The 24,758-nt window shown below is 50.8% G+C and carries 23 protein-coding genes and 1 tRNA gene; 6 read left to right on the forward strand and 18 right to left on the reverse strand.

Annotated features, from left to right (window positions below; translation table 11 throughout):
* Positions 1-378: 378 nt before the first annotated feature.
* The 8 genes from BXP70_RS21045 to rpmH all read right to left on the reverse strand — a co-directional run bounded on the left by BXP70_RS21045 (position 379) and on the right by rpmH (position 8,237).
* Positions 379-1,662 carry a serine hydrolase gene (locus BXP70_RS21045; protein ID WP_179197773.1) on the reverse strand — a complete coding sequence of 428 codons (1,284 nt, stop codon included), beginning with the start codon at positions 1,660-1,662 and terminating at the stop codon, positions 379-381.
* Positions 1,663-1,712: 50 nt separating this feature from the next.
* Complete coding sequence (locus tag BXP70_RS21050) at positions 1,713-2,927, reverse strand: hypothetical protein (protein ID WP_143436607.1); 1,215 nt, start codon at positions 2,925-2,927, stop codon at positions 1,713-1,715.
* 96 nt (positions 2,928-3,023) lie between these two features.
* Complete coding sequence (locus BXP70_RS21055; RefSeq protein ID WP_086596105.1) at positions 3,024-4,337, reverse strand: APC family permease; 1,314 nt, start codon at positions 4,335-4,337, stop codon at positions 3,024-3,026.
* 166 nt (positions 4,338-4,503) lie between these two features.
* Positions 4,504-5,013 (reverse strand): DUF2480 family protein, encoded by a 510-nt coding sequence (locus BXP70_RS21060; RefSeq protein WP_086596106.1) that lies wholly within the window; start codon positions 5,011-5,013, stop codon positions 4,504-4,506.
* Positions 5,014-5,059: 46 nt separating this feature from the next.
* Complete coding sequence (gene tsaB, locus BXP70_RS21065) at positions 5,060-5,749, reverse strand: tRNA (adenosine(37)-N6)-threonylcarbamoyltransferase complex dimerization subunit type 1 TsaB (protein WP_086596107.1); 690 nt, start codon at positions 5,747-5,749, stop codon at positions 5,060-5,062.
* Between the two features lie 141 nt (positions 5,750-5,890).
* Complete coding sequence (locus tag BXP70_RS21070; RefSeq protein ID WP_086596108.1) at positions 5,891-7,591, reverse strand: S41 family peptidase; 1,701 nt, start codon at positions 7,589-7,591, stop codon at positions 5,891-5,893.
* 30 nt (positions 7,592-7,621) lie between these two features.
* The gene (rnpA, locus tag BXP70_RS21075) at positions 7,622-8,059 is read right to left on the reverse strand and encodes a ribonuclease P protein component (RefSeq protein ID WP_086596109.1); all 438 of its coding nucleotides are present in this window, start codon (positions 8,057-8,059) and stop codon (positions 7,622-7,624) included.
* Positions 8,060-8,078: 19 nt separating this feature from the next.
* Entirely contained in the window at positions 8,079-8,237 is a 159-nt protein-coding gene (gene rpmH, locus BXP70_RS21080) for a 50S ribosomal protein L34 (RefSeq protein WP_086596110.1), read from the reverse strand.
* Between the two features lie 238 nt (positions 8,238-8,475).
* Here rpmH and BXP70_RS21085 point away from each other — a divergent pair, with 238 nt between their 5' ends.
* Together BXP70_RS21085 and BXP70_RS21090 are read left to right on the forward strand one after the other, a co-directional pair.
* Positions 8,476-10,209 carry a M61 family metallopeptidase gene (locus BXP70_RS21085; RefSeq protein ID WP_086596111.1) on the forward strand — a complete coding sequence of 578 codons (1,734 nt, stop codon included), beginning with the start codon at positions 8,476-8,478 and terminating at the stop codon, positions 10,207-10,209.
* A gap of 30 nt (positions 10,210-10,239) precedes the next feature.
* Positions 10,240-11,058 carry a hypothetical protein gene (locus BXP70_RS21090; RefSeq protein ID WP_143436608.1) on the forward strand — a complete coding sequence of 273 codons (819 nt, stop codon included), beginning with the start codon at positions 10,240-10,242 and terminating at the stop codon, positions 11,056-11,058.
* A 76-nt stretch (positions 11,059-11,134) separates the two neighbouring features.
* Here the strand turns inward: BXP70_RS21090 and BXP70_RS21095 are convergent, their stop codons facing one another.
* The 3 genes from BXP70_RS21095 to BXP70_RS21105 all read right to left on the reverse strand — a co-directional run bounded on the left by BXP70_RS21095 (position 11,135) and on the right by BXP70_RS21105 (position 12,635).
* Positions 11,135-11,401 (reverse strand): hypothetical protein, encoded by a 267-nt coding sequence (locus tag BXP70_RS21095; RefSeq protein ID WP_086596113.1) that lies wholly within the window; start codon positions 11,399-11,401, stop codon positions 11,135-11,137.
* Between the two features lie 112 nt (positions 11,402-11,513).
* Entirely contained in the window at positions 11,514-12,449 is a 936-nt protein-coding gene (locus BXP70_RS21100) for a PfkB family carbohydrate kinase (protein ID WP_086596114.1), read from the reverse strand.
* A gap of 112 nt (positions 12,450-12,561) precedes the next feature.
* Positions 12,562-12,635, reverse strand: a tRNA-His gene (locus tag BXP70_RS21105).
* 262 nt (positions 12,636-12,897) lie between these two features.
* Here BXP70_RS21105 and BXP70_RS21110 point away from each other — a divergent pair.
* Positions 12,898-14,310, forward strand: a complete 1,413-nt coding sequence (locus BXP70_RS21110; protein ID WP_086596193.1) for a DEAD/DEAH box helicase — start codon at positions 12,898-12,900, stop codon at positions 14,308-14,310.
* A gap of 328 nt (positions 14,311-14,638) precedes the next feature.
* On the opposite strand, the gene BXP70_RS21115 is transcribed toward BXP70_RS21110, so the two are convergent.
* From BXP70_RS21115 to BXP70_RS21125, 3 genes are all read right to left on the reverse strand, one after another.
* Positions 14,639-15,046 carry a hypothetical protein gene (locus tag BXP70_RS21115; protein WP_143436609.1) on the reverse strand — a complete coding sequence of 136 codons (408 nt, stop codon included), beginning with the start codon at positions 15,044-15,046 and terminating at the stop codon, positions 14,639-14,641.
* Between the two features lie 148 nt (positions 15,047-15,194).
* Positions 15,195-15,878: a uracil phosphoribosyltransferase gene (gene upp / locus BXP70_RS21120; RefSeq protein WP_086596116.1), complete on the reverse strand. Its 684-nt coding sequence runs from the start codon at positions 15,876-15,878 to the stop codon at positions 15,195-15,197.
* Complete coding sequence (locus tag BXP70_RS21125; RefSeq protein WP_086596117.1) at positions 15,866-16,816, reverse strand: GNAT family N-acetyltransferase; 951 nt, start codon at positions 16,814-16,816, stop codon at positions 15,866-15,868. The genes upp and BXP70_RS21125 overlap by 13 nt, the downstream gene beginning before the upstream one ends.
* 185 nt (positions 16,817-17,001) lie before the next feature.
* Between BXP70_RS21125 and BXP70_RS21130 the strand changes: the two genes are divergently transcribed.
* The 3 genes from BXP70_RS21130 (at position 17,002) to BXP70_RS21140 (ending at position 20,907) form a co-directional block, all read left to right on the forward strand.
* Positions 17,002-18,840, forward strand: coding sequence for a hypothetical protein (locus BXP70_RS21130; RefSeq protein ID WP_086596118.1), 1,839 nt, complete (start codon positions 17,002-17,004; stop codon positions 18,838-18,840).
* A 46-nt stretch (positions 18,841-18,886) separates the two neighbouring features.
* A complete protein-coding gene (locus BXP70_RS21135; RefSeq protein ID WP_086596119.1) occupies positions 18,887-19,243 on the forward strand; it encodes an ADP-ribosylation/crystallin J1 in 357 nt (118 codons plus the stop codon).
* Between the two features lie 125 nt (positions 19,244-19,368).
* Positions 19,369-20,907, forward strand: coding sequence for an aldehyde dehydrogenase family protein (locus BXP70_RS21140; RefSeq protein WP_086596120.1), 1,539 nt, complete (start codon positions 19,369-19,371; stop codon positions 20,905-20,907).
* An 85-nt stretch (positions 20,908-20,992) separates the two neighbouring features.
* Here the strand turns inward: BXP70_RS21140 and fbp are convergent, their stop codons facing one another.
* The 4 genes from fbp to BXP70_RS21160 form a co-directional block, all read right to left on the reverse strand.
* A complete protein-coding gene (fbp, locus tag BXP70_RS21145) occupies positions 20,993-22,030 on the reverse strand; it encodes a class 1 fructose-bisphosphatase (protein WP_086596121.1) in 1,038 nt (345 codons plus the stop codon).
* Positions 22,031-22,168: 138 nt separating this feature from the next.
* Positions 22,169-22,633 (reverse strand): nuclear transport factor 2 family protein, encoded by a 465-nt coding sequence (locus tag BXP70_RS21150; protein WP_245849705.1) that lies wholly within the window; start codon positions 22,631-22,633, stop codon positions 22,169-22,171.
* A gap of 33 nt (positions 22,634-22,666) precedes the next feature.
* On the reverse strand, positions 22,667-24,004 hold the full coding sequence (locus BXP70_RS21155; RefSeq protein WP_086596122.1) for an MFS transporter: 1,338 nt from the start codon (positions 24,002-24,004) through the stop codon (positions 22,667-22,669).
* Positions 24,005-24,088: 84 nt separating this feature from the next.
* Positions 24,089-24,745 carry a beta/alpha barrel domain-containing protein gene (locus BXP70_RS21160; RefSeq protein WP_086596123.1) on the reverse strand — a complete coding sequence of 219 codons (657 nt, stop codon included), beginning with the start codon at positions 24,743-24,745 and terminating at the stop codon, positions 24,089-24,091.
* Positions 24,746-24,758 lie beyond the last annotated feature (13 nt).

The following is a 24,758-nucleotide window of genomic DNA, read 5'->3' on the forward strand; positions in this document are numbered from 1 at the left end:
ACTACAGCCAAGTGATCGTCTTTTGCAAATGCTGTCGTAAAAATTTTTTTGCTCGTCACTACTCGAAGGCAGTGTAGTCGCTGGTCCCGCGTTTCGGGAGGGCAAAGGTACGACAGCGCGTTTGTCTTTTGCAACCCCCAGCCACACTTTATTTCTTCGCAGAAACCGGACCCTTCAACTAAGCTACTTCCCGTACCGCGTTCCGGTTTGGGAGTGCAAAAGTGTAGATCAGAATCATAATTTCCAAACCCTAGCTTCATTCTTTTCGTTTAACGCTGTTCTTTTATGCGTAGAGATAGAAGTAAAACTTCTGTATGAGGATCATAGCTAGACACATAGCCTTTTACGTGCTATTCCACTAATAATTTCCAGCCATGGCTAATTCTGTTGGCTGGTTGTATAAACCTTCGGCCGATTTATCTCATAGTCGTAAACTACTTTTCCTAATCGTTCTAGGAAGGGTAGCCCTACGGTTGTGTATTCATATGAGCCGTCGTTAATTATCCCATCTTTATTTACGTATAGCACACAGCTAAGCATGAATTCGGTATGCTGAGTGGAATCTGTGATATACGCGACATCGGCTAGGTAACCATGCGACATGCCTACTATGTTATAAATCTTTAAGTCTGGCTTGCTGATAGCTTGCTGGCGTCGACCATAGTACAGGTATTTTTTATAGGCATCGAAATATGCTTTGGAATGATATGGCTCGAAACCTGAGCTATGTGGCGTGCTGTGTAAGTAGTATTGCAGAAACTGATAATCAGAACTGGTTAAGTTGAAACGGTTAGCTTCAGCTATAGAAGCTGGGAACATTACAGCTTTCAGCATATCTGTAATGTCTTGTAGGGGCAAGTAGTTGGCAGTTGTGAAATTGTATGGCTGTTGAATTAGTTTACTCCCTACTCTATAAGCTTTGCCTTTCGTGATCTGCCCTAATGGAAAATCGAAAGGCTTTGGATTTCGATTAGCGCTTTGTTTATAGAGAATGCTACCGTTAGCGTCGTAGAAGGTGATGGGGTTGGTATAGCGGTTGGCAGCTGTATCGCATGGAGCAAAACGACGCACAATACGGACCTTTGAGTACCCCAAGGAATCCAACCGTTCATTGAGTGGGCGCTGGCCGAGAAATTCGTAGAGACGGTTGTAAGCGTTATTATCGCTAACGAGTAGCATACGCTTTATATAGTTCCCAACGCTATGCTGGTAGTCGGAATCGGCAGTAGCGACATACGCGACTGGAGTTTGGCAACGATAAGCGACTCCTGTAGCCATAACGCAACGGCGAGTAACCCCATAGTTACGGAGCTTGTTCAGCTTTTCTAAAGCCAATGCGGCTGTGGGCAGCTTAACTAAGCTAGCAGGATCGAAGTATTGGCGCGCATCCAACCGAAAATTGTGCTGTGTAAAATGCGGTTGGTTTTTCTCGTCACGATCAATCTGCGTGTAGATGATTTGTAACTCATACTGCGCAGCTTGACGAACAACAAGAGCTAGTTGCGTATCAGAATGGAGCAGACTATCCAGCAACAGTGATTTTTCATCTGTTCTGTTCTCGTTTCTCTTAACCTTCGCCTGTGAGCTAGGTATCGGAGCTTGCCCTTGCCTTTTGAGCGTTGATCCATTAACGACAGCGTAGCCTAGAGAAACTGTAATCACGCATAACCAACGCATCCTCATCTGCCACTCTCGTTTAAGCAATTACCTAGCTAGCTTGCTGGGGCGTCGCGCCGACGTGCTAGGAGCAAATTAGAATCGTTTTGTCGCCAATTATAGCCGGTACCGAAAGGAAGGGGTTGTGGCTTGCGAGTTGAATCTTGGTACGCAGCAGTGAGTTCCGGCTGATAGAACTTGCTGAAGAGATTGATAGGATGGCGGTAGGTACCATAGTAAGTAAACTGCCATTTATTAGGTGGGAAGTACTTCATGGCAATACCCGAATCATCCTGCAAGATGTAACGGCTATTCTCCAAAATTAGCTTACGGACTTTTGAGAAATAGATCTTGTGCATCAAGTAAGTCGCGGACTTCACGTAAGTCGTTAGCGGACCTAGGGTGCGAACGTACCGTAGCATAGCTTCTTTAGTGATACCTAGCTTCCAATCGCTAAGGTCTGCGGAGAAATAATATACGGTCTTTTCTTGGCCATTTTTGGCTGTGAGCTTTAGCTCAACGCCAGGAATAACTTTAGGGCCTGGTTTATGAATTAGGGTAGTATCGGCAGGAAGAAGCTGCCCATCGGCATTAAGCTGCACATAACGCAGCGATTGTACCTGCTGGTCAGTACGTGCAGCAAAAAGCATCAGGAGTGGCAATGCACCATCCAGCTCAACTGACTTAAGGTTTACTGCCATATCATTGGTGCGGAAAAAGCTAAAGTTTAGCACCGACCACAACGAGGCTTTAACAGCCGGAAACAAAGTAGAATCTTCGAGCGTGCTAGGTGGGGGAATTGTGCCGACTGGCTCTAGCCCTACTAGCACGTAAGTTTGACTAGTAGGAAACAGCGTTATTACGTTTAATAAGTCGGGACCACTAAACGGATAGAAAACAGTAGCACTAGCACGATGCACTGAATCTAATTTAGCCGCAGCCCATTGTTGAATTTTGGTAGTACGCGTCTGGTGGTAATTGCGCCAACTCTTTTCTGCGTCAGCAGCAAAGGCTTGCCATGCAGGGCGTGTTGTAAGCTGGTGTAGGCTACTCTGAGTGCTTACTGGCATGCCCGCCAGAAATGCAGCTATATCTTGTTCCTCCGTTATAGCCTGGTCAACCTTAGGTGTTACTTCTTGGCGGGCGCTCGAATCGACTGTAGAAGGCGCAGGCTGGCGGATAATAGCCGCTGACTTTTGGGAAGGTGCTTGTTCAGAGCAAGCACCACCTAGCAGTGCGAGGCAGAGTAGCCAAACTGTAGAAAAACGCATGAAAGATTACGCAGTATGAAAGAGAGTATATCCTAAATGGTTAGCAATATACTGCCTACCACTACGCAAGTGGTTGGCTCCTCCACGCTTGCTTCGTTATTCTTTGCTCACTTGTCTGCTACCAAGCTTATAGATACCTGCACCTAGGAGCACAGTGAGCAACCCTAGAAATGATTCTAGCGGTTTATCCCGCAGAATGAATACAAGTGTCCAACCGCTCAGAGCTAGGAAAAGCAGTGGCGGCACGGGATAGGCCCACGTACGGTATGGCCGCGGGAGGTGCGGCTGGCGCCAACGCAGCACGAACAGCCCCAGCACTGTCAGGAAGGTGAATAAGCTGAGCACAAACCCAGCATAGAGCAATACGTCCTCGAAGGTAGAAGTAACAATAAAGAATAGGGTGAGGAATGCTTGGAGCAGCATTGCCCGCACCGGAATACCTTGGCGGCTGACGACGGCTAGGCTTCGCAAAGCAGGTAAGTCTTCCCCCATCACCTGCACGATCCGAGGGCCTGCGAACACCATAGAACTTACGGTGGAAATAAGCAGCACGGCAATTACGGCACCCATTAAGCGTCCAACAGCGAAACCAAAAATTTGGATGGCCGCGAGGTAGCCTATTTCAACTTGCCCAGCCAGCTTCGATAGAGGTGTAGCATAGAGAAAAACAAAGTTGAGCCCAACGTATAGCAGGAGGACCACAGCTGTTCCACTTACTAATATGCGCGGTAGGTTACGCTGAGGCTGCTCAACTTCCCCTGCCAAATAAACGGCGGCATTCCAGCCTGAGTACGCGTACGACACATACACTAGTGAGACGGCAAAAGCGGGACTAATGATTTGCTGCCAATCAACGCGCTGCGGAGTGAAAGTCAGGCTTTGTGGCGTAGCCCACACCAAGCCAGCCCCAATAAACGCAACGAGCAAGATAACTTTCACTAAGGTGATAACGACTTGAAAACGGCTACCAGCTCGGCTATTTGTTGCGTGAATGAGTGTCAGTGCTGCTACTACAAGTATTGATAGCACCTGCGCATTCAGTCCGGGCCACACACTAACCGCATACTTCCCCAGAGCAATAGCCGCCAAAGCGGTGGGGGCCGCAAAACCGACCGTTGCCGATACCCAGCCCGATAAAAAGCCAACTATCGGGTGATAGATGTAAGACAGATAATGGTATTCCCCACCCGAGCGCGGCAAAGCAGCAGCTAGCTCCCCATAGCTCAACGCACCACACAGGGCAATCAGTCCGCCAACTGCCCACAGCATCAACAACGCAAAGCCGCTCTGGATACCTATCACCTGAAAGCCCAGGCTGGTGAATACCCCCGTCCCAACCATGTTGGCAACAACGATGGCAATGCCAGTGTACAAACCGATACGATAAACAGGTGTGGCCAATTGAGTCATGGTGAGTAAAGAAACCTCGAGGATGCTCGACTCGAAGAGCCTTTCTTGAGCAGGAACCTACAAACAAAATTGTCACCTAGGGACTAACGCTACATCTAGGACACTTACTTAGTCTAGATCTTGAGCTAGCCGCCAGGTGACAACAAGTAGGTTTTGAAAAGAAACCTTACGCTTTCGGCCGCTTATAGAGTGGCACTGTGCTGCAGGGCTCCCCGTACATGATACTGCTTGCTACAGGCAGAATCTTTTGCATGATAGCTACATAAGCGTAAGTAGGTACGGGCACGTTGCCACAACCTTTTACTACTACTTTAGCATCTCGGTAATCTTCGACATCGATGGCCGCAATAGCTTCTTGAAACAACTCTTGCTCCAAAGCTTCTAGGTTACCAAACACATAACGATGCGCGTAATTTTGCAGCTTTGTTGCCAACAGCATATACGCCCAAGTCGGCACAATGGCATCAGCGGAGCATATAATAGCTACATTCTTGTCAGCGTACTGTGTCCAATCATGCGTCTTGACAAACTCCCGAAAATCCTTCTCCCGTAGAATCAGTCCTTGAAACAGGTTGTCTTTGATATCATATACGACTCTTTCTCCAGGATGCAGTAGCTCTTCTAGGTTTAGCGTCGTTAGGGCGCTTTGCGCAACGCGGTTGATGATTTCTTCCATGGCGTTTTGAGCGCTCAAAAGGTAGCTAGATTCTCAGTTTTGCCTTTTAAGCTCTATTTTTTGGCGTAGTCGTGTAAACTTCCTTTAGGTAAAACGGCTCATAATAAGCTACATCGCGGAATTCTTGCCGCAGGTAAGCTTGCTGGGCTAGCTCCCCAACAGCTATTGCCGACGGTTCAATATTCGTCAGAAAATCAGCATTTGGGTGCTCGGCCACAAGTGGCTGAAATTTGGGTGCGCCGTTTCCAAAGAATAACAATCGATGGTGGGCCATTTGTTCGGCCATTGTATCTGCTTCTAGTACCAACGGGGTAGGCGCTACCACTTCTTGCCCATTGTGCGTGTATACTGCCGCATACACTTCCATTCGTCGGGCATCTAGCATAGGGCAATACAATACACTTTTAGGCTTACCTATATAAATAGCAACTTGATGCGCTAACGCTTGTAATGTACTAATTGCTATCAGCGGAATATCCAATGCATAGCATAGCCCTTTGGCCGCCGCCGCGCCAATGCGTAGGCCAGTATAAGAGCCAGGGCCATCAGACAAAGCCACGGCACCTAAGTCATGCATCGTGTAGCCTGTATTGTCCAACAGTTGTTCTAACAATACACTCAGGTGCGACGAGTGCGACTTCTCTAGTCGCAACTCTGATTGACCTAGCAAAACACCATCTTGGTGCAAAGCCACAGAACAAATAGGCGAGGACGTTTCGAGGGAAAGAATGAGCATAGCACAAAGGTACAGTTCCTCTATTCACCGTTACTTGGCAAGTAGGACTCTGGTTAAGCTTTGATTATTTAATCTTCGTGCAAGAGCTAAAGAAAAAGCAGACCCAGTTACGAGTCTGCTTTCTTCAACCAATAATTAGGCTTACTTCCCTCCTGCCGTGCTCCGCTTTGCCTCCGGTCGAGTCTTGGCTTCTGGTGTACCAGGCTTCAATAAAGCGGCATATCTAGGTGAATCGTTCAGCACTTGCATAGCAGCCAGAATGTTAGGATCATCATCGAAGCTAGCTTCTACCTGGCCTTTTTGGAAGTAATAGCGCGAAACGATTTCCTGCTCCAATAGCTCTCGAATTTCGGGTTTGAACCGCGTCAAGTCATTGCTCTTATTCGTGGAAACTTTACGCCGAATAGCTTCTAGCTCCGTTTTCACGTCATCGTAGTGCTTCTCGTCCTTCACTTTCTTGGTAAGGTCGGCTAAAGATTTCTCCGCGTCTGTAGAGTAATTGATGTCTTTTGTAGCCAAGAACTGCGTGAACTTCTGGTAATCGGCATCTGAAAGCACGAACTCACGGGCCGATAAAATAGTCGTGTGTTCGGAGCGGTAGCGCGTAGCATAATCGAAGATGTAGTTCTTCTGGAGCAACACACGGGTAATGTCCGCAATTTCGCGTTCCTGCACAGCTACATCCGGTGCCACGCCACCACCATCGTATACGGTACGGCCGCTAGCGGTTTTAAAGGCAGTCCGCAATGAATCGGGTACTTTACCCAGGGTGCCATCTTCCGCGCGGTGTGCGTAGTCGATTTCCTGAATACAACGCCCACTCGGAATGTAGTATTTGGCGGTCGTAACCTTCAGTTGCGAATTGTAACTCAATGGCCGAGTAGCTTGTACTAAACCCTTACCGAAGGTGCGCTCTCCTACCACCACGGCCCTATCGTAATCCTGCAACACGCCTGACACGATTTCGGACGCAGACGCCGAACGATTGCTGGTAATAATCGCCACCGGGATGTGGGTATCGAGTGGGGTGTCAAGTGCCTTGTAGGTTTTATTCCACTCCGTCACTTTGCCCTTAGTACTTACCACATCTAGCCCTTTATCAACGAAGACATTGGAGATATTCACGGCCTCATTTAGCAAGCCACCAGGGTTATCTCGGATATCAAAGATGATTTTCTTGGCTCCTTGCTCCTTCAGTTTGGCTACTGCCATCCGAACTTCCTTACCGGCATCGACCGTAAACGAGGACAGTTGAAAATACCCAATTTCTGGCGTTACCATACCGTAGTACGGCACGTTGTCCACCTGAATTTTGTCACGCGTAATACTAATCTCAATGGGCTTGTCTTGCCCGTAACGCGTCACTTCAAGTTTTACCACCGAATTAGCTTGCCCTTTCAGAAGCTTACTAATATCGCCGTTACTTTTCTTATCGGTACTGACACCATTAATAGTCAAGAGTTCGTCGCCGGGTAGCAAACCTGCCTTTTGGGCAGGGTAGCCTTCATAAGCTGACTGCACAATAGTTCGGCCACTACGCTTCACTACTTGTGCCCCAATGCCCCCGTATTGTCCGGTGGTCATCGTGCGGAAGTCTTCAATATCGTCCTCAGGAATATAGTTAGTATACGGGTCCAGCGACTTAAGCATCGCGTCAATGCCCGTTTTCACCATCTTAGAGGGCGTTATCTCGTCCACATAGTAGGTATTCACCTCTTTGAATAAGGTGGCGAAGATGTCGAGATTCTTAGCTATTTCGAAGTAACGCTCGTTATCAGCGGGCCGGAAGGCTACCAGTAGTGCGCCGCCCACAACAAGGCTCGCAATAATTTTTTTACGCATAGAAAAGGCGGGAAGCAGATAACGCGCAACTTACGAGACCTCAGCCGCCGCCGGTGCGGGACGTGTCTCGTTCAGCAAACGCTCCAGCCCTGAAGTTAATTTTTTTTCTACCACCGCAAAAGGCTTTTCTTCCTTCCCGGTATAAATAAGTCCCAATAAAGCAACGGAATGGCCACCGGGCGCTTCCAATAATACATGCTTATTAAGCCGGTAGGCCTCACGCACGAGGCGCTTGAGCCGGTTGCGGTCGACGGCTCGTTTGAAAGTGCGCTTCGATACGCTAATCAGTACTTGGGGTGGGTTCGCCGTGGGCACTTCCGTGAGCCGCCAAATAAAGCGCAAAGGGTATAAACCAAAAGAAGAACCTTGGCCGAAAAGCTCTTGAATGAGCTTTTTACGACACAAATGTTCTTCTTTCGGGAAGGAGTACGAACGCGCGCCCGGCGCTACAGCAGACTGGGGCGACACAGTGGGAATCGTCAGCGGTTTAGCGCTTATGACGTCCTTCGTCGGATACCGTCAGGCGCTTGCGGCCTTTGGCGCGGCGACGGGCCAGCACGTTGCGGCCGTTAGCGGTTTCCATGCGTGAGCGGAAGCCGTGCTTGTTGCGGCGCTTGCGCTGCGAGGGTTGAAATGTTCTTTTCATCGTCGTCGTATAGTGCTATTCGGGGATGGCCGGCAAAGGTAAGCGGTTGATCTGTAAATGCCAAAGCTTACCCTAGCTTTTGTTTTTGCTACCCGGTTAATAGTAGCAATTTGATCCTCAACAGCTAAGCTAAAAACCGACAATTTACGTAGAAGAAACAAGATTTATTGTTGGGCTACCTTTTGCTAGGATGCCCTAGCTTTACCTTCTCGTTTTGTGCTCCCGCTTTTGGCGCTCTATGATCCACTACTACGTTTCGTTTGACAATCCGCTTACTTTCTACGTGCAGGTGCAGATGACTTTTGAGGTTTCTGCCGCCACTCAGGAGGCTGTGGAGTTACAGTTACCAGCCTGGCGTCCGGGCCGGTATGAGTTGCAGAATTTTGCGCAAAAAATTCAGCGTGTAGTCATTGAAGATGCTGCTTCAGGCGAGAATCTAGCTTTTGAGAAAACTACCAAGGACCGTTGGCAAGTAGCTAACGCTGCGGGCCGAACCTTGCGCGTGCGCTACAACTTTTATGCGCATCAAATGGATGCAGGGGGTTCGTGGCTCGATGAATCGCAGCTTTATCTTAACGGAGTCCAGTGCTTCATGTACATCGAAGGACGCCGGGACGAAACTTGCCAACTTACCTTAGCTTTGCCGGACGGCTGGCAAATCGCCTGCGGCATGCCCCAGAGTGGCCCAAACGCGCTACAAGCTAAGAACTTCGATGAATTAGTTGAATGCCCGCTTATTGCTAGCGCGAGCATTCAACACCGTGAATACCAAGTGGAAGGTATTCCCTTCTATGTCTGGATGCAAGGCGAATGTGCACCCGATTGGGGCCGTGTTGTGCGCGACTTCACAGCTTTCTCTACCGAGCAAGTCTCTCTTTTTGGTGGCTTTCCTGTTGCAGATTATCACTTTTTAAATCAGATATTACCTTATAAGCATTATCACGGCGTAGAACACACTAATTCCACAGTGATTACCCTAGGTCCGGGCGAGCTTCTGATGACGGAAGGTTTGTACAAGGAGTTCTTAGGCGTGAGTTGCCACGAGCTGTTCCATACGTGGAATATCAAAAGCATTCGGCCGGCTGAGATGCTGCCGTACGATTACACCCGAGAAAACTATTTCCGCACCTGCTATATCGCTGAGGGCGTCACGACTTACTATGGCGAGTACCTGCTAGCGCGTAGTGGTGTGCGCACGGCCGAGCAATATTTTGAAGAGTTAAATACGGTGCTGCGCAAGCACTACGACGATTACGGTCGCTTTAATCTTTCGTTAGCAGATGCTTCCATGGACTTGTGGCTTGACGGCTACAAGGCTGGCGTGCCCGACCGTAAAGTATCGGTGTATCATAAAGGAGCCTTAGTAGCCCTGCTACTCGATCTTACTATCCGACGGCTCTCCCACCATCAGCGTAGCCTCGACGATGTGATGCGGCGGCTATGGGAGGAATTTGGAAGAGTTGGAAGCGGCTACACGGAACAAGATTACATCCGCATTGTATCGGAAGTGGCGGGCCAATCGATGCAGCGCTACTTCGACCAATTTGTGTATGGAACTGCACCGTTGGAAGATCCCCTTAACAGAGTGCTTACCTTTGTCGGATGCCAATTACGTATCCGCGAAAATGCTTCTGTTTCGGAAGGGCTATTTGGGTTCCGAACAGCGGTAAAGAGCGAGCGGACAGAAGTAACGGCGATTCTGCCTAGCTCACCAGCCGCAGCGGTCCTGACGGTTGACGACGAAATTATTGCCGTGAACGGGCGTCGAGTCACCATGAATTTGCAAAGCTTGTTTGCAGATGGTGCCCAGCAATACGAAGTAAGCATCTTCCGGCAAAGCCGCTTGGTAACTGTCACGCTGGTTGCTTCGGCAGAACAACGCTTCTGGCAAAAAATAACGGTCGAAAAATTGCCTGATGCTACGCCCGAGCAGCAAGCTAGCTTTCAGCAATGGCTTAAGCAGGCGTTTTAGTTTTGTGTATTGTTAGTGGGTAGCGTTCCAATGCTCCGGCCTCGTTTATTATTGGTAGTGGCTTTGCCAACAACCCTAGCAGCCTGCACCTTCCGCATGCCGCTAGCAGAGCGCCCGCGTCCGGTCGTGAATGTTATGCCACCAGTGACGCTACTACCGCCACCCAAGCCTCCCCGCATTTACAGCCTAGCACACCTCGACACGTTGGCGGTGCACCGCACGCATGTGCTCGCCATTTATCCGGCGGCGCGTAGTGCCTACGATGCCCTACCTAGCCCTGAGTGGATGCGTACCGGCAATACTGAGGAGGGCGAAGGCAGCGAGCTAGACATAGATCCGCAAAAAGAAGAGCGCCAACGCTTACGCAACGCCGGACCAACGGTGAAACGGGCGGGGCGTACGTTGTGGCTACACCCAACGGCTCATCCACCTCTGCGGCTCATGGATAACCCGGCAGAAGATTACGATACCAACATCGCCTACGAGTACATTGCTTCACTCCCAAAAATCGGCCAGTGGCTTTTGTCAGTGCACTTGTATGAGGGCGGCTATTATGTGCTGATTGATCAACGGACTGGCCGTCGCACGCCTATTTGGGGGCCACCTGCTATATCACCCAATGGCCGGCACTTTGTGTGTGGCAACTCTGACGTGCTAGCGCACTATGAGCCTAACGGCTTGCAAGTATGGTCGGCGGAAGGCACACCCCGCTTGCTTTGGGAGCGAGAAACTGAATGGGGTGTGCAAGAACCTCGTTGGCTTGACAACCACTCCATCCTCTTTCAACAAGACTTCTTTGACAAAGACGACGTAGATACCCGCGTGGTGCGCATGAAAGTCATACCCTAGGTTTGAGCTAGGTATACCTCATAAAAAAGACCTTCTACACTAACGTAGAAGGTCTTTTTTATGAGGTGTTGCACGCCTACTTTGCGTTTTGCTGGCTAGGATTCGGATTGTTACGTGGCTTATTCACACGGCTATGGCGAACTTCGTTGAAGTTACCACCGGGTGTGTTGCCCTTCGTTTCATTCCCTGTTTCCGTGATATGGTTCTGGTTCACGTTCTGCTGGGTACTACCGCTACCATGTGCTTCTGGGTCAACGGGCTTGTGCTGTAGAGCATCAGGGCCCATTGGGCTGTTCTCTTTCTTATTCGATTTACTCGGCGAATCGTTCTTATGCTTTTCCATAACATTCGGCGCTAAGGTGAGAAGTAGAATACTCTTCTTACCTAGCCTAAACGCATTTGGTTGCTAAAACGCCCGACTAAATCCAGGTCTTTGCCTGGTAACTCTTTCTAAGCTAAACAGTAGCAGCCGTAGTGGCCGGCACTACCTTCACAAGTTCTGAGAACATAGCCTCGCGCGCTTCAATTTCTTCTTTGGTGAGGTTGAGCAACCGCTCCGTACCAAACTTTTCAACGCAAAAAGAAGCCATGGCGGAAGCATGAATTACCGCGCGCTTCATATTGTCGAAGCTGATGTCGTCGGAGGCAGCTAGGTAGCCGATAAAGCCGCCCGCAAATGTGTCACCGGCACCGGTTGGGTCAAATACCTCTTCCAATGGTAGAGCAGGCGCAAAGAAGATTTTGTTCTTGCAGAACAGCAGCGCACCATGCTCCCCCTTCTTAATAATCAGGTACTTTGGGCCTAGGGCCATGATTTTCTTAGCGGCTTTCACTAGTGAGTATTCACCGGAAAGCTGACGTGCTTCTTCATCGTTGATGCTGAGCACGTCCACCATTTCAATGGTCGTCAGTAGCTCTTCCATTGCTACGTCCATCCAGAAGTTCATGGTGTCCATCACAATCAGCTTGGGCCGGTTGACGAGGCGCTGAATCACAAGACGCTGGATTTGAGGAGTCAGGTTGCCGAGCATCAAGTACTTACAATCCTGGTAAGAATCAGGCAGAACAGGGTCGAAGTCAGCCAGTACGTTTAGCTCAGTTTGGAGCGTTTCGCGCAAGTTTAGATCATTAGAGTACTTACCCGACCAAAAAAACGATTTCTCCCCTTGTTTAATCTGCAAGCCTTGGGTATCGACACCATGCTCTTCCAACAACAGAATGTCAGATTGCGGGAAGTCGTCGCCGACTACGGCTACCATTTTCACGGGCTTCACTGAGTAAGAAGCGGAAAGGGTAGCATAAGTAGCTGCCCCACCAATGATTTTGTCGGTTTTGCCGAATGGCGTTTCTAACGCGTCGAACGCAACGGTACCGATAACTACTAAACTCATAGAGGGAGAAGTAAAAAGTGATGCATGCAATGATTTCTGCTGTGCACAACGGCACAATCATAAAAAAAATCCCCGGAAAAGAATTTCCGGGGATTTTTCGTCTTCTAATGAGGGTGGACAATGGGGCTCGAACCCACGACCTTCGGAATCACAATCCGATGCTCTAACCAACTGAGCTATGACCACCATGTAGGTAATAGAGCCACAAAAGTAGCGGATGGTCGGATTTATGCAATAGAACTGCGGATTATTTTTTATGAACCTCACTGCTAGAACCTAGCTTATGACCTAGGTTGGCTACGCAACGGTGCTCCTAACAGACAGCGCCACTGTACAATAGCCGCTAAACTTAGCAGTTAAAGGGCGAACGAGAACATACCTAGCCGTGTTCCTACTGCCTTCCGTCGCTTCGCCGTACCTTTACGGCTCGTTTTCAAGTTACTTCATTATGTCAGAATCCTCTGCTCCTCTTTCCTTCGCCGATTTTAAGCTCAATAAGCAGCTGTTAACTGCTGTAGCCGAAGCCGGCTTTGAGCATCCCACCCCCGTGCAGGAGCAGACGATTCCGTTGCTGTTGTCCGGGCATGATGTGCTAGGTATTGCGCAAACCGGCACGGGCAAAACGGCCGCCTTTGGCCTCCCGCTGCTCATGAAAGTGAAATATGCGCAAGGCGTTCATCCTCGTGCGCTGGTGCTGGCGCCAACCCGAGAGCTAGCTATGCAGCTCGAAACGCACCTGAAGCGCCTAGCCACGTACACTGATCTGCGCATCTTCGCTATTTACGGAGGCCTAGGTCCTAAGACGCAGATCGAAACCATCGCGCAGGGCGTTGACATCCTCATAGCTACGCCCGGCCGCCTGTTAGAGCTTTACTCGCAAGGCGATTTGGTCTTCAAGGAGCTCAAGACGCTGGTACTCGATGAGGCCGATAAGATGATGGACATGGGCTTTATGCCCCAAATTCGCCGCATTCTGGAGGTAATTCCGCGCAAGCGCCAGAACGTACTGTTCTCGGCTACCATGCCCGATAAGGTGGCTGTTTTAAGTGAGGAGTTCCTAGAATTTCCGGTACGGGTGGAAGTGACGCCGTCAGCCACTTCTGCGCAGACGGTGAGCCAGACGCTGTATCGTGTGCCGAACTTTCTCACCAAAATCAACTTACTCGACTACCTGCTGCTCGACTGGGACACGTTTCAGCGCGTCATGATTTTCTGCCGTACGAAGGAGCACGCCGACAACATCAACAACTTTCTAGCGCGAAAAGTAGTCGGTGAAGCTAGGGCCATCCATGGTAACAAAGGCCAGAATGCTCGCATCAATGCCATGGAAGCATTCCGCAATGGGGAGTTACGCTTCTTAGTATCTACTGACGTAGCAGCCCGCGGCATCGACGTGCCCCAGGTAAGCCATGTCATCAACTTCGACGTGCCGCTCGTGTACGATGACTACGTGCACCGCATCGGACGTACAGGCCGGGCAGCGCACACGGGGGCAGCCATCACCTTTGCTAATGAGGCCGAGATGCACCACATGGAACGCATTGCGGAGCTGATTCACCAAGAAATACCGGAACTGCCTCTTCCTCCCGAAGTGAAGGTGATGCCAACTACGTTTGAGGAGCAGCAAAGCATGGATCGAGAAATGGACGAGCGGCGGCGGCGCGAAGACCCAGACTTCAAAGGAGCTTTTCACGAGAAGAAAGCCCCTTTGCAGAAAACAATTGACAAGCGCACCGGCCTTCCGTATGTAGAAGGGCCTAATCGTAGTCAAAAAGGGAATAAGAAGCGACCCTCGCCAGGCAAAAGCCAGTCGCCCGCAGCAAAGGCCATTGCGAAGCTACGTGGCTCGCGCCGAAAGTAAGCTTAGCCTGCCTTTGCTAGGGGTGGTTTGTACCGCGCGTTATTTACGCAATTGCGGGGGTGTTAGCGGTGATTAGCCAGATTAACATGGCCCGACGGTACTGTAGGCTGAGAAGTAAGTCTTTTTTCATATGCAACAGGTAGCGGAGAGTAAAAGGCAGAGAAAACAGAGACAGTAGAATTAATCGCACTTTTATTTTGCTAAAACTAAGAGAAAGGGCTAGGCTTGGAAATACCTATTAGTAGGTATTTCCAAGCCTAGCCCTTTCTCTTCTAATCAATTCATCATTAAACCAAAGAGCTCCCACTGTGATTAGGAGCTCTTTGGTTTAATGATGAAAAATGGACAGGTGACTAAACCGGCAAGCTAGCATGGTAAGAGCAGCGGCCCAGAAGGCGGCGCTCCAAAGCATATGAAACAAAATTCTGGTCCTGGGCACATGTAGCTGCGTAGCGATGACTGTGCCGCCAATGGGACTGAACAAGATGGGCGTTAGGAAAGCAATACCTGGCATTCCGAAGCGTCGGAAAATACGCACAATTCCTCGGCTCCTTTTGCTGAATAACGGTTTGCCACGCAATTGCCGCCGTTGCCGCTGATGCAGCGCCCACGCCCGACCTAGCCCTGACACTACCACGACACTAGTCATCATCCCCGCCACCGTAAGCCCCCAGATAAGGCTAGGAGGCAGACCAGCGGCTGCACCTGCTACCGGGCCGCCCAGGAATTTGAGCATGCTCAGCAGGAAAACGGAAAGATATTTAACTGCGTACGGTATCACGAAACAGGTGTATTTGCGGAAAAGAGGTCAGGTTATCCTTAATCGATTAATGAAAATAACAAGTTACAAGACAAGTGCTTAGGATTGAAACATTACGTGTTCATTACAATTTACTGCCGTACGATAAATCACCAGCATCACCTAAGCCGGGTACGATATAAGCTTGCTCGTTGAGGCCATCGTCAACAGCCGCAACCCAGAGCGTAGCTTCCGGAATTTCACGCGTAACGTACTCCACCCCTTCTGGGCTAGCAATGACGGCGGCAATGTGTACCTGCCGAGGCTGGCCGAAGCGCACCATCGCCCGGTATGTTTGTACCAATGATTTGCCAGAAGCGAGCATCGGATCGGCTAGGATCAACACCCGCTCGTCCAAATTTGGTGCCGTTAGGTAATCAAGCTGCACTTGCACTTGGGCTGTGCCCTCAATGCGGTATGCTGCTGCAAATGCACTAGGCGATTGATCGAAATAGTTGAGGAAGCCTTGATGAAACGGTAATCCTGCCCGCAACACGGTGGCTAGCACGGGAAAGTCGCGTAGCAGCTCCCCATCCGATTGCCCAAGGGGCGTCTGCACCGTTTTAGTGGTATAGCTCAGCTGCGAACTGATCCGGTACGCTATAATTTCCCCGAGCCGTTGCAAGTTGCGCCGAAACCGCAAACTGTCGCGCTGCACATCCACGTCGCGTAGCTCTGCCAAGAAATGATTTGCTATCGAGGGCTCGGCGCACACAACGTGCACACGTTCAGGCAGAGAAGTATCGGAGGCGGGTGTTATGGTTTCCATAGCAAGTACCAAGGTTGACGGGTAGAGTAAGATAGAGCCGCGTATGAGGCGGGTGTTGCCCCGAAGTTGGCAAAAAAACGAGCAATTGACGGTATTATCCCTCCCTCAAAATCGAGAACCAACCCAGGAGTACCCGCGTGCTGGCGGATCATATGATCGAGCAACAACAAGGGCGCCCCGGCTTGTTTGCCTGCCGGCGAGGCGGCCGCAAACAAGTAAATCAGGCCAGCCTGATGCTGTACGAACAGCGCACCAGCAAGTAAGTTATCGGTGTCAGGCTGGCGAACCTCCACAATTCTAGCTAGCTGCCGAGCTTGTAAGGCCTTCATTAAGGCATTTAGCTGCTCATAATGCCAGGCCTTCAATCCTGCTACCTCCCCTCCCTTATGCCGACGAAACAGTTGGATCAGCTCCTTCGCTGCTACTGCTTCTGTTACTATTAACGGTCGAACTTGCTCTAAATTGCGGCGCAACCGTCGTCGGTAATCGGCACTATAACGGGCCTGTAAGGTGGCGTAATCAGTGGCTAGGTCTAGCAGATACGTGCGGCGCTCCGTAAAAGTGAAGTCAGCGGGCAATGGAGGCACCAGGTTATTTACGTTTGCTTGCGTATAAAAACGCGAAAAGCGGCCAGCCGTCATTGCTAAATAATCTGCTATAACTCGGTGCTGACTTTCTTTGGTAGTGAGCAAACCTAGTTGCTGCGTGAAAGCTGGCTGGTACACTTGCCGGCCCCAAGGCCGCCATTTGCAAGGAAGTGGTAGCACCGAGGTATATGCATCGGTTTCGGCATGTAGCTCCACCACAGCATCCCATTGCTTAGCGGTTGCCCCTAGCCACCACGAATACGCGTAAGGCACAGCTGCTTGGGAGGCGGCTACGCAAGCGTCCCAAGCAGCTAGGTTGATTTCGGCGTGGCGAAGGTAGCGGAGTGACACAGGTGCTGAGAAGAGTAGTAGCCCAAATGGTTGGTTAGCAATTTGCTCTTAAAAGTAAGACGTGCGCTCTGACAAGCTGCTACGTGTGTTCTTCTACTGTCTTCTCGTGTGCACTCCACCACAACTGCGTAGGTTTGTACAACTGTGCTGTACTACCACCCAGCCTGCGGCGTTCTACCTACCTTATGAGAAAATCCTTACTGATTGTTAGCACCCTAGGTCTATTAACGGGGCGTGCCATCGCACAAACGACTCCTGCCGATGGCCCCACGTGGCTAGTGTTTGACAAAGCTGCGCCGAAGAACCCTACACCAGCTCCTAAAACAACCCAGGGCGCCACCTACGTCCCGCTCGACCAGGACGTATACCGGCTCATCGACCGCTACGCTATCAAGTATGGCCCAGATACGCTCAATGATCCGCATACCTCCGTGCGGCCGTACTCGCGGGTTAGTGTGGCCCGGCTGGCCCAACGCATAGTCCATGATAGCACGGCCGGAGCTAGCTTGTCGGCGGCCGACCGCTTTAATGCCAGGTACTTGCTACGTGACAACTGGCACTATACGCCCCAAGATTCAGCCCTAGGCCAGAACCAAAGCCGCCGGCCGATCCTGAAGAACTTCTACCGAAATCAGTCCGATTTATTCCACGTCGCTACGCCCGATTTTACGCTGCGTGTCAACCCAGTGCTTTTGCTGCAAGCTGGTAAGGATAATGAGCTTGGCGGCTTACGCTACGTGAATACGCGGGGCATACAAGTGGAAGGCGTCATTGATCAGCGCCTCGGTTTTTACACCTTCCTGGCCGACAACCAGATGGCTGTGCCAGGCTACGTACAGCGCCGCATCGACCGTGACCGGGCTGTGCCGCACGAAGGGTACTGGAAACCCTTTAAAGGGAAAACTGACCAATACGACTTCTTCTCAGCGCGCGGCTACGTCACGTATGCAGCAACCAAGCATATCAACGTGCAGCTTGGCCATGATCGGAATATTATTGGCAATGGGTATCGCTCCTTAATTTTATCTGATTATAGCGCGCCCTATTTTTTCCTGAAGCTGAACACCCGCATCTGGAAATTGAACTACCAAAACCTCTTCGCCGAAATGACGGCTAGTGGTAAGTACACCGAGCGCGGGGTGACGCCAGATACCGTATTCCAGAAGAAATACTTTGCGCTGCATCATCTGAGCCTCGACGTTACGCCCAACTTTAATATTGGCGTATTTGAATCGGAAGTCTTTTCACGGCGTAAAGGCAATTTCGAATTGCAATACTTGAACCCTATTATCTTCTACCGCGCTATCGAGCAGCATATTGGCTCAGAAGACAACGCCATCTTGGGGCTAGATTTCAAATGGAACATCAAGCACCGAGCACAGCTATACGGGCAGCTAATACTAGATGAGTTCGTATTGAGCGAGATTCGCTCGGGCAATGGCTGGTGGGCGAACAAGCAGGCCGTGCAGCTAGGAGGCAAACTGCTGGATGTAGCGGGTATTTCGAACCTCGATATTCAAGGTGAGTTCAGCTACATCCGCCCGTACACGTATCAGCACGAAGACCGGTTTCGCAACTACCAGCATTACCAGCAACCGTTGGCTCACCCCATGGGTGCTAATCTTTACGAACTGCTAGGCATCATCAGCTATCAGCCGTCGGTGCTGCCGCGGTTGAATTTGGTTGCCAAAGGAATTTATACCGTGCAGGGCACCGACTACCTAGGTGCTAACAATACCCTGCTCAACTACGGCGGTAATGTGCTCTTACCCTACACAGTGCGCCCCACCGACGCAAACGGAAACGTTCTTGAGTACGGCTTCCGCGTGGGCGACGGCAACAAAACCCGCCTGCTCCACACAGATTTTACGGCTACTTACCAAGTGCGACACAGCGTGTGGCTCGATGCCAAGCTCATTGCGCGTCACCAAACGTCCGCGTTGCCTACTACGGCCAAGACGAACGAGGTGTTTGCAACGCTGGCGCTGCGCTGGAACATCGCGCAACGCTTGCACGAGTTTTGAACCTAGCCCCTCTTCAAGTTCATCAACCTAGGTTTAGGTTTGTCCCATGCGCCACGAATCGGCTACCCTCCTACTCTATCGACCCGTTAATCAGCAGGAGCTAGATCTTATAGCGGCTTCCGGATGGCTAGCTTTTCCGCCGCGCTTACCAGAGCAACCCATTTTTTATCCGGTACTTAACGAAGAGTATGCGGCGCAAATAGCTCGGGACTGGAACGTGCCCTACTACGGCGTCGGCTACGTATTGCGCTTTGCCATCGACGCAGATTATGCTGCCCAGTTTCCGGTACAAAATGTAGGCGACCGGCACCACGAGGAGCTTTGGGTGCCCGCGGAAGAGATAGCCGAGTTCAACCGCAATATCTATGGTCAGATTGAAGTAGTAGGTGTATTTAAGAGCTAGCTCGCGTACGCTGCGGGTTGGCATCAGACTAAGACTAGATTGAGTAGCTAGGAGTGCGAAATATTAGCAAACCCTGGCCTATCTTGGTCCCATCGTATCAGCTTGCCCACAACGACCTCCTTTTCATGCCTAAAATCATTTCTCCTCAAGTTGAGTTTTTTGGCCTGCTGGCGCAGGTAAAGCAGATTGCCCCTGAGATTTTTGACCAGCAGGGTCGTTTTCTGAACCTCCTAGAAGGTCAATGGCAATGTTCGGGTACGCCGCGCGAGTTCATCTCGCCGGTCGATGGCACAGTACTCGGTGGCTTACCCATGCTGAACCGCGATACAGCTCTGCGCGCTGTGCGGGCGGCCAAAGGCGAAGCCGCCACCTGGGCCGCTACCGACCTAGACGAGCGCAAGCTACGCGTGCAGGAGTGCTTGGACCTATTACGTAAGCACGTAGAACTTATTGGCAAGCTGCTCATCTGGGAAATTGGCAAAACCTACAAGCTAGGTTTTACCGACATCGACCGTTGTATCGACGGTGTGCAGTGGTACGTGGACAACATTGAAGGCATGTTGGATAAGCGCAAGCCGCTTGGGCTAGTGAGCAACATTGCCTCCTGGAACTACCCCATGTCGGTGCTGATGCACGCGGTGCTTGTGCAGATTCTGTGCGGCAACTCAGTCATTGCGAAAACCCCAACGGATGGTGGCTTCATTTCGTTGAGTTTGGCATTTGCCCTAGCTCGTCGGAGTGGGTTGCCCGTTACGCTTGTAAGTGGCCCCGGGGGCGAGCTAAGCGATGTTCTAGTGAAGGACGACCATGTGGATTGCCTCAGCTTTGTAGGAGGCCGCTACAATGGCCGCAACATCGCCGATGCTTTGGCGTCGAAACACAAGCGCTACATGCTGGAGATGGAAGGCGTGAACACGTATGGCATCTGGAACTTCTCCGATTGGAGCACCCTGGCGGATCAGCTCAAGAAAGGCTACGACTACGGCAAACAACGTTGCACCGCTTACGTGCGCTTTGTAGTGCAGCGCGATTTGTTTCCGCAGTTTTTAGAGACGTACTGGAATGTTATCCACACGCTGAAGGTGGGTAACCCCACACTAGTGGATAACCCCACTGATGCACTACCGGACCTAGCTTTTGGTCCGGTTATCAACTCCAACCAGGCCGCCGACCTTAACCGCCTGTACGAGAATGCGTTGAAAACTGGCGCCACTCCCCTATTGGAAGGCAAGCTCGACGACAGTCTGTTCCTACCTGGCCAAAATCGGTGGTCGTATGTGGCACCTCGCGCCTTAGTAAACCTGCCACGCCAGAGCGAGCTATACTTCAAGGAGCCTTTCGGCCCCATCGATTCAATTGTCTTGGTCGACCGTGTGGAAGAACTGGTGGGCGAGATGAACATCTCTAACGGAGCCCTCGTGTCGGCCTTGGCTAGTGATGATACACACCTAGCAAGCCGCACCGCTAAGGAAATCCGTGCCTTCAAAGTCGGCATCAACAAGCTCCGTTCCCGCGGCGACCGGGAGGAGGTATTTGGTGGTCTGGGCGAATCGTGGAAGGGTGCATTCGTAGGTGGCGCCCTTCTGGTGGAAGCTGTAACGGAAGGTGATAAACCGATCCTCGGCAATTTCGAAGACTCTACGCTACTCCCAGAGAAAATCTAGCTAGCAGGCTCGACCTAGGTACCAACAAGAAGAGGCGTCCACGGCGGATGCCTCTTCTTGTTGGTACCTAGTATGTTATAATAATTTAAGAGACCTTCACGGTAGTTGCGGCCTTCTCAGTAGCTCCTGCTACGATCTTTTCTACCATGTGCGACGAGCCGATAAAAAGAGGGCTGCGCTGGTGGCAGTCGGTAGGCACTATATCCAGCACAGCGGTATTGTCGGCGCCTGCGACGGCAGCACCACCGGCCTGCTCAATGATAAACGCCAGCGGATAGCACTCATACAACAGGCGTAATTTTCCTTGTGGCTTCTTTTCAGTGGGCGGATACATATAGATGCCTCCCATCAGCAAGCTCCGGTGATAATCAGCAACCAGAGACCCTACATAGCGTCCGTTATAGCCTTTGCGCTTACACTCCATTAAGTAGGTACGCACAAACTCCGGGTAATCGAACCAGTGCCCTTCGTTGCACGAGAAAATCTTGCCGTCCTGCGGAATGCGTAACTCAGGATGTGACAAGAAAAATTCGCCTAAAGAGTGTTCATAAGTAAAGCCAACCACGCCGTGGCCAGTCGTGTACACGAGCATGGTGCTGGAGCCATACAACACATAACCGGCCGCTACTTGCTTCCGACCGCCTTGCAAAAAATCCTCGCGTGTGGCCGGGGTGCCTACCGGCGACACGCGCCGGTAAATAGAGAAGATCGTTCCGATCGGCACGTTTACGTCGATGTTAGCCGACCCATCCAGCGGATCCATGGCGACGACGTATTTGCCCTGGTTGTTACCCGTTTGGATAATTTCATCCTCTTCTTCTGATAACACCGCGCACGCTTGTCCTCCGTTTTTAAGCGCCCGGATAAAACGGATATTGGCAACTACATCTAGCTTTTGCTGCTGCTCACCTTGGATGTTTTCGGTCCCAAAAGCTCCCTTCAATTCCGACAAACCGGCGCGGTTTACTTCGCGGTTGATGATTTTGCCAGCCAGCGCTATATCACGAAGCAACTGCGACAACTCGCCCGTGGCGAAAGCAAACTCGCTTTGCTTTCGCATAATATAACGCTCCAGGGTAGTGCCTACTGGCTGGGCCAAGATATTGTCAGGATTCGTACTCATGAGGGAGATTGTATGCGTTAGTTCAACTTCTTCTTGGAAAAAGAAGGACCTCGCGTGCAGTGTCCGATTTCGATTACACTGCGCGCGAGGCCCGTTTATCTTGCTGTGCTCAGACAAGCAGAGCGTGTTTGCGCTGGCTTATTTTGTTTGTTTTTGTGACTGCCAAAGCACCACTTGCCAGCCCTTTTTCGTGTCCTTAATCTGCACGACCACATACTTCAGCCGAGCTAGGTTAGGTTGGCCATCAGGCTTTGGAGGCGAGGTGATAACAATAGTGCCATTCACCACGGCGGTGTTGCCGTCATTATAAGAACGTACGTTCAGCGCTTCAATATCAATCTTCTCGTACTGGCTTTTGCCGTCGCGAATCGACTGGATATAGCTCGTCTTGGTATCTTGGTGCCCGTCGGAGTGCGTGTAGACGAGGTCTTCGCCAAATAACTTTTCCAGAACGGGGTAATCCTTTTTTACCTGTGCGTCGAACCGTTGACGTTCTAGGGCTTCTACCTCTTTGACGGCCATTTGATCTTTTTTGGTTTGGGCGATGGTAAGGGCTGGTAGCGCAAGCAATAGCATCACCAGCAGCAACGACAGTTTTTTCATTTTTGGAAAAGCAAAGGAAAACCAACGAGTTACTTATGCCTCGTCTAAGTTGATGGGCTTCATGCGGGGCACGAGGAAGTGCATGATGAGCCAAGCGACTAAGTAGGCCCCACCACATATCAGGAACATGATGAAGTAAGCCTTGTCGAGTTGGTTGATGCTCTCATAGTATACAAACATGCGTTTCTGCACCAGCGCCGACAGCAGGATACCACCTAGGCCCCCAGCCATACCCCCGATGCCCGTCACCGAAGCGACAGTCCGATTAGGGAACATATCGGATACCGTCGTGAAGATGTTGGCACTCCAAGCTTGGTGCGCGGCAGCGGCAATACCAATTACAATTACTGCCAGCCACATATTAATCTGACCTAAGTACTGCGCGAACACAATTGGGAACACGCACAAGGCAATGAGCAACATCGACGTTTTGCGGGCCTTGAACGCTGGCCACCCATTCCGGATGAAATTCAAGGGAATCCAACCACCTCCAACGCTTCCAATGCTGGACAACACGTATACCAGCGCTACGGGCATGGCGATGTCAGTACCTTTAAGACCGTATTGCTTATTCAGAAAGTCGGGCAACCAGAACAGGTAGAACCACCAGATAGGATCCGTGATGAATTTGCCTATCACGAAAGCCCAGGTCTGTCGATAGCTCAATAGCCTGAACCACGAAACTTTTGGCTTTGTCTCGATCGATGCTGCTGCTAAGTCGTCTACATCGCTGTGTATATACTTGAACTCGGCTTCGGTGAGCTTAGCATGACGCGCCGGAACTTCATAGTAAACGAACCACAGAATAAGCCACACGAAACCTAGGGCACCCGTGATAATGAAAGCCCATTGCCAACCAATCGTTTCAGCAATCAGCGGCACCGTTAGTGGAGCGATGATAGCTCCCACGTTGGAGCCGGAGTTGAAGATGCCTGTGGCTAGTGCTCTTTCTTTCTGCGGAAACCACTCAGCCGTGGTTTTGATAGCCGCCGGAAAGTTGCCAGCTTCTGTGATACCTAGGAATGCCCGTGCCACCCCAAAGCCAAACGTGCTACTCACGAAAGCGTGACCAATTGCCGACAAGCTCCACAGGAACGTCGACATGGCATACCCCATCTTGGTACCGAGCTTATCAATGATTCGGCCTACGCCCAACATACCTATCGAATAGGCTAGCTTAAAAGCTATTTCAATGTTAGCGTAATCCCCCGAATTCCAGTGAAACTCCGTTTCGAGGTACGGCTTTAGCAAAGAGATAACAGCCCTATCGAGGTAGTTGACCGTAGTAGCGAAAAATACCAGCGAACAGATCGTCCAGCGGTATTTGCCGATAGTAGAAGATGTCGTTGCGACAGGCGTGGATGGAGTCATCAAAGTCGATCGGTCAAATGAGTGAGCGGGACTTACAGCGAAGCTAGCCCCAGCTTGAACGCCGACGGCTACCTACGTGCAGCGTTATTTTTTCAGCGTATTCACGAATTGCAGGAGCTTAGCAATGCTAGCGCTCAGAGCCTCCGTATCGTCCGCATTCTTGAAAAGTTGCGAACCCATACCCACTGCATTAACACCAGCACCAAACCAATCCGCTAGGCTCTCGTTCGTGGGCTCTACACCGCCTGTTACCATCAGCGTGACGTCGGGCATGGGGCCGCGCAATGCTTTGATATAGCTAGGTCCAACCATGTTGCCAGGGAAGATTTTAACGACTGCGGCGCCCAGCTGCGTCGCATTATAAATCTCAGTCGGCGTCATGGTGCCAGGCATCCACGGAATGTTGTGCTGTTTGCACACAGTAGCTACCTCAGCAGTTGCTACGGGCTGCACTACGAAGTCAGCACCAGCCGCAATGAAACGCTCGGCATCCTCGGCTTTGTAGATGGTGCCAATACCTAGCAACATGTCCGGGCATTGCTCGGCAACAAACGATTGCAATTCCGAGAAAACGTCGAAGGCATTGCCTCCTCGGTTCGTGAATTCAAACACCCGAAGACCACCTGCGTAACAAGCTTGCACGATGCGTTTTGCATACACCACATCTGCATGATAGAATACTGGTACTATAGGGTACTGCAGAACAGTGGAAAGGGCGTCAGCAGCGGAAAATCGAGCCATGTAATTAGTTTGT

Source organism: Hymenobacter crusticola, from assembly GCF_002154225.1.
Classification (GTDB): Bacteria; Bacteroidota; Bacteroidia; order Cytophagales; family Hymenobacteraceae; genus Hymenobacter; species Hymenobacter crusticola.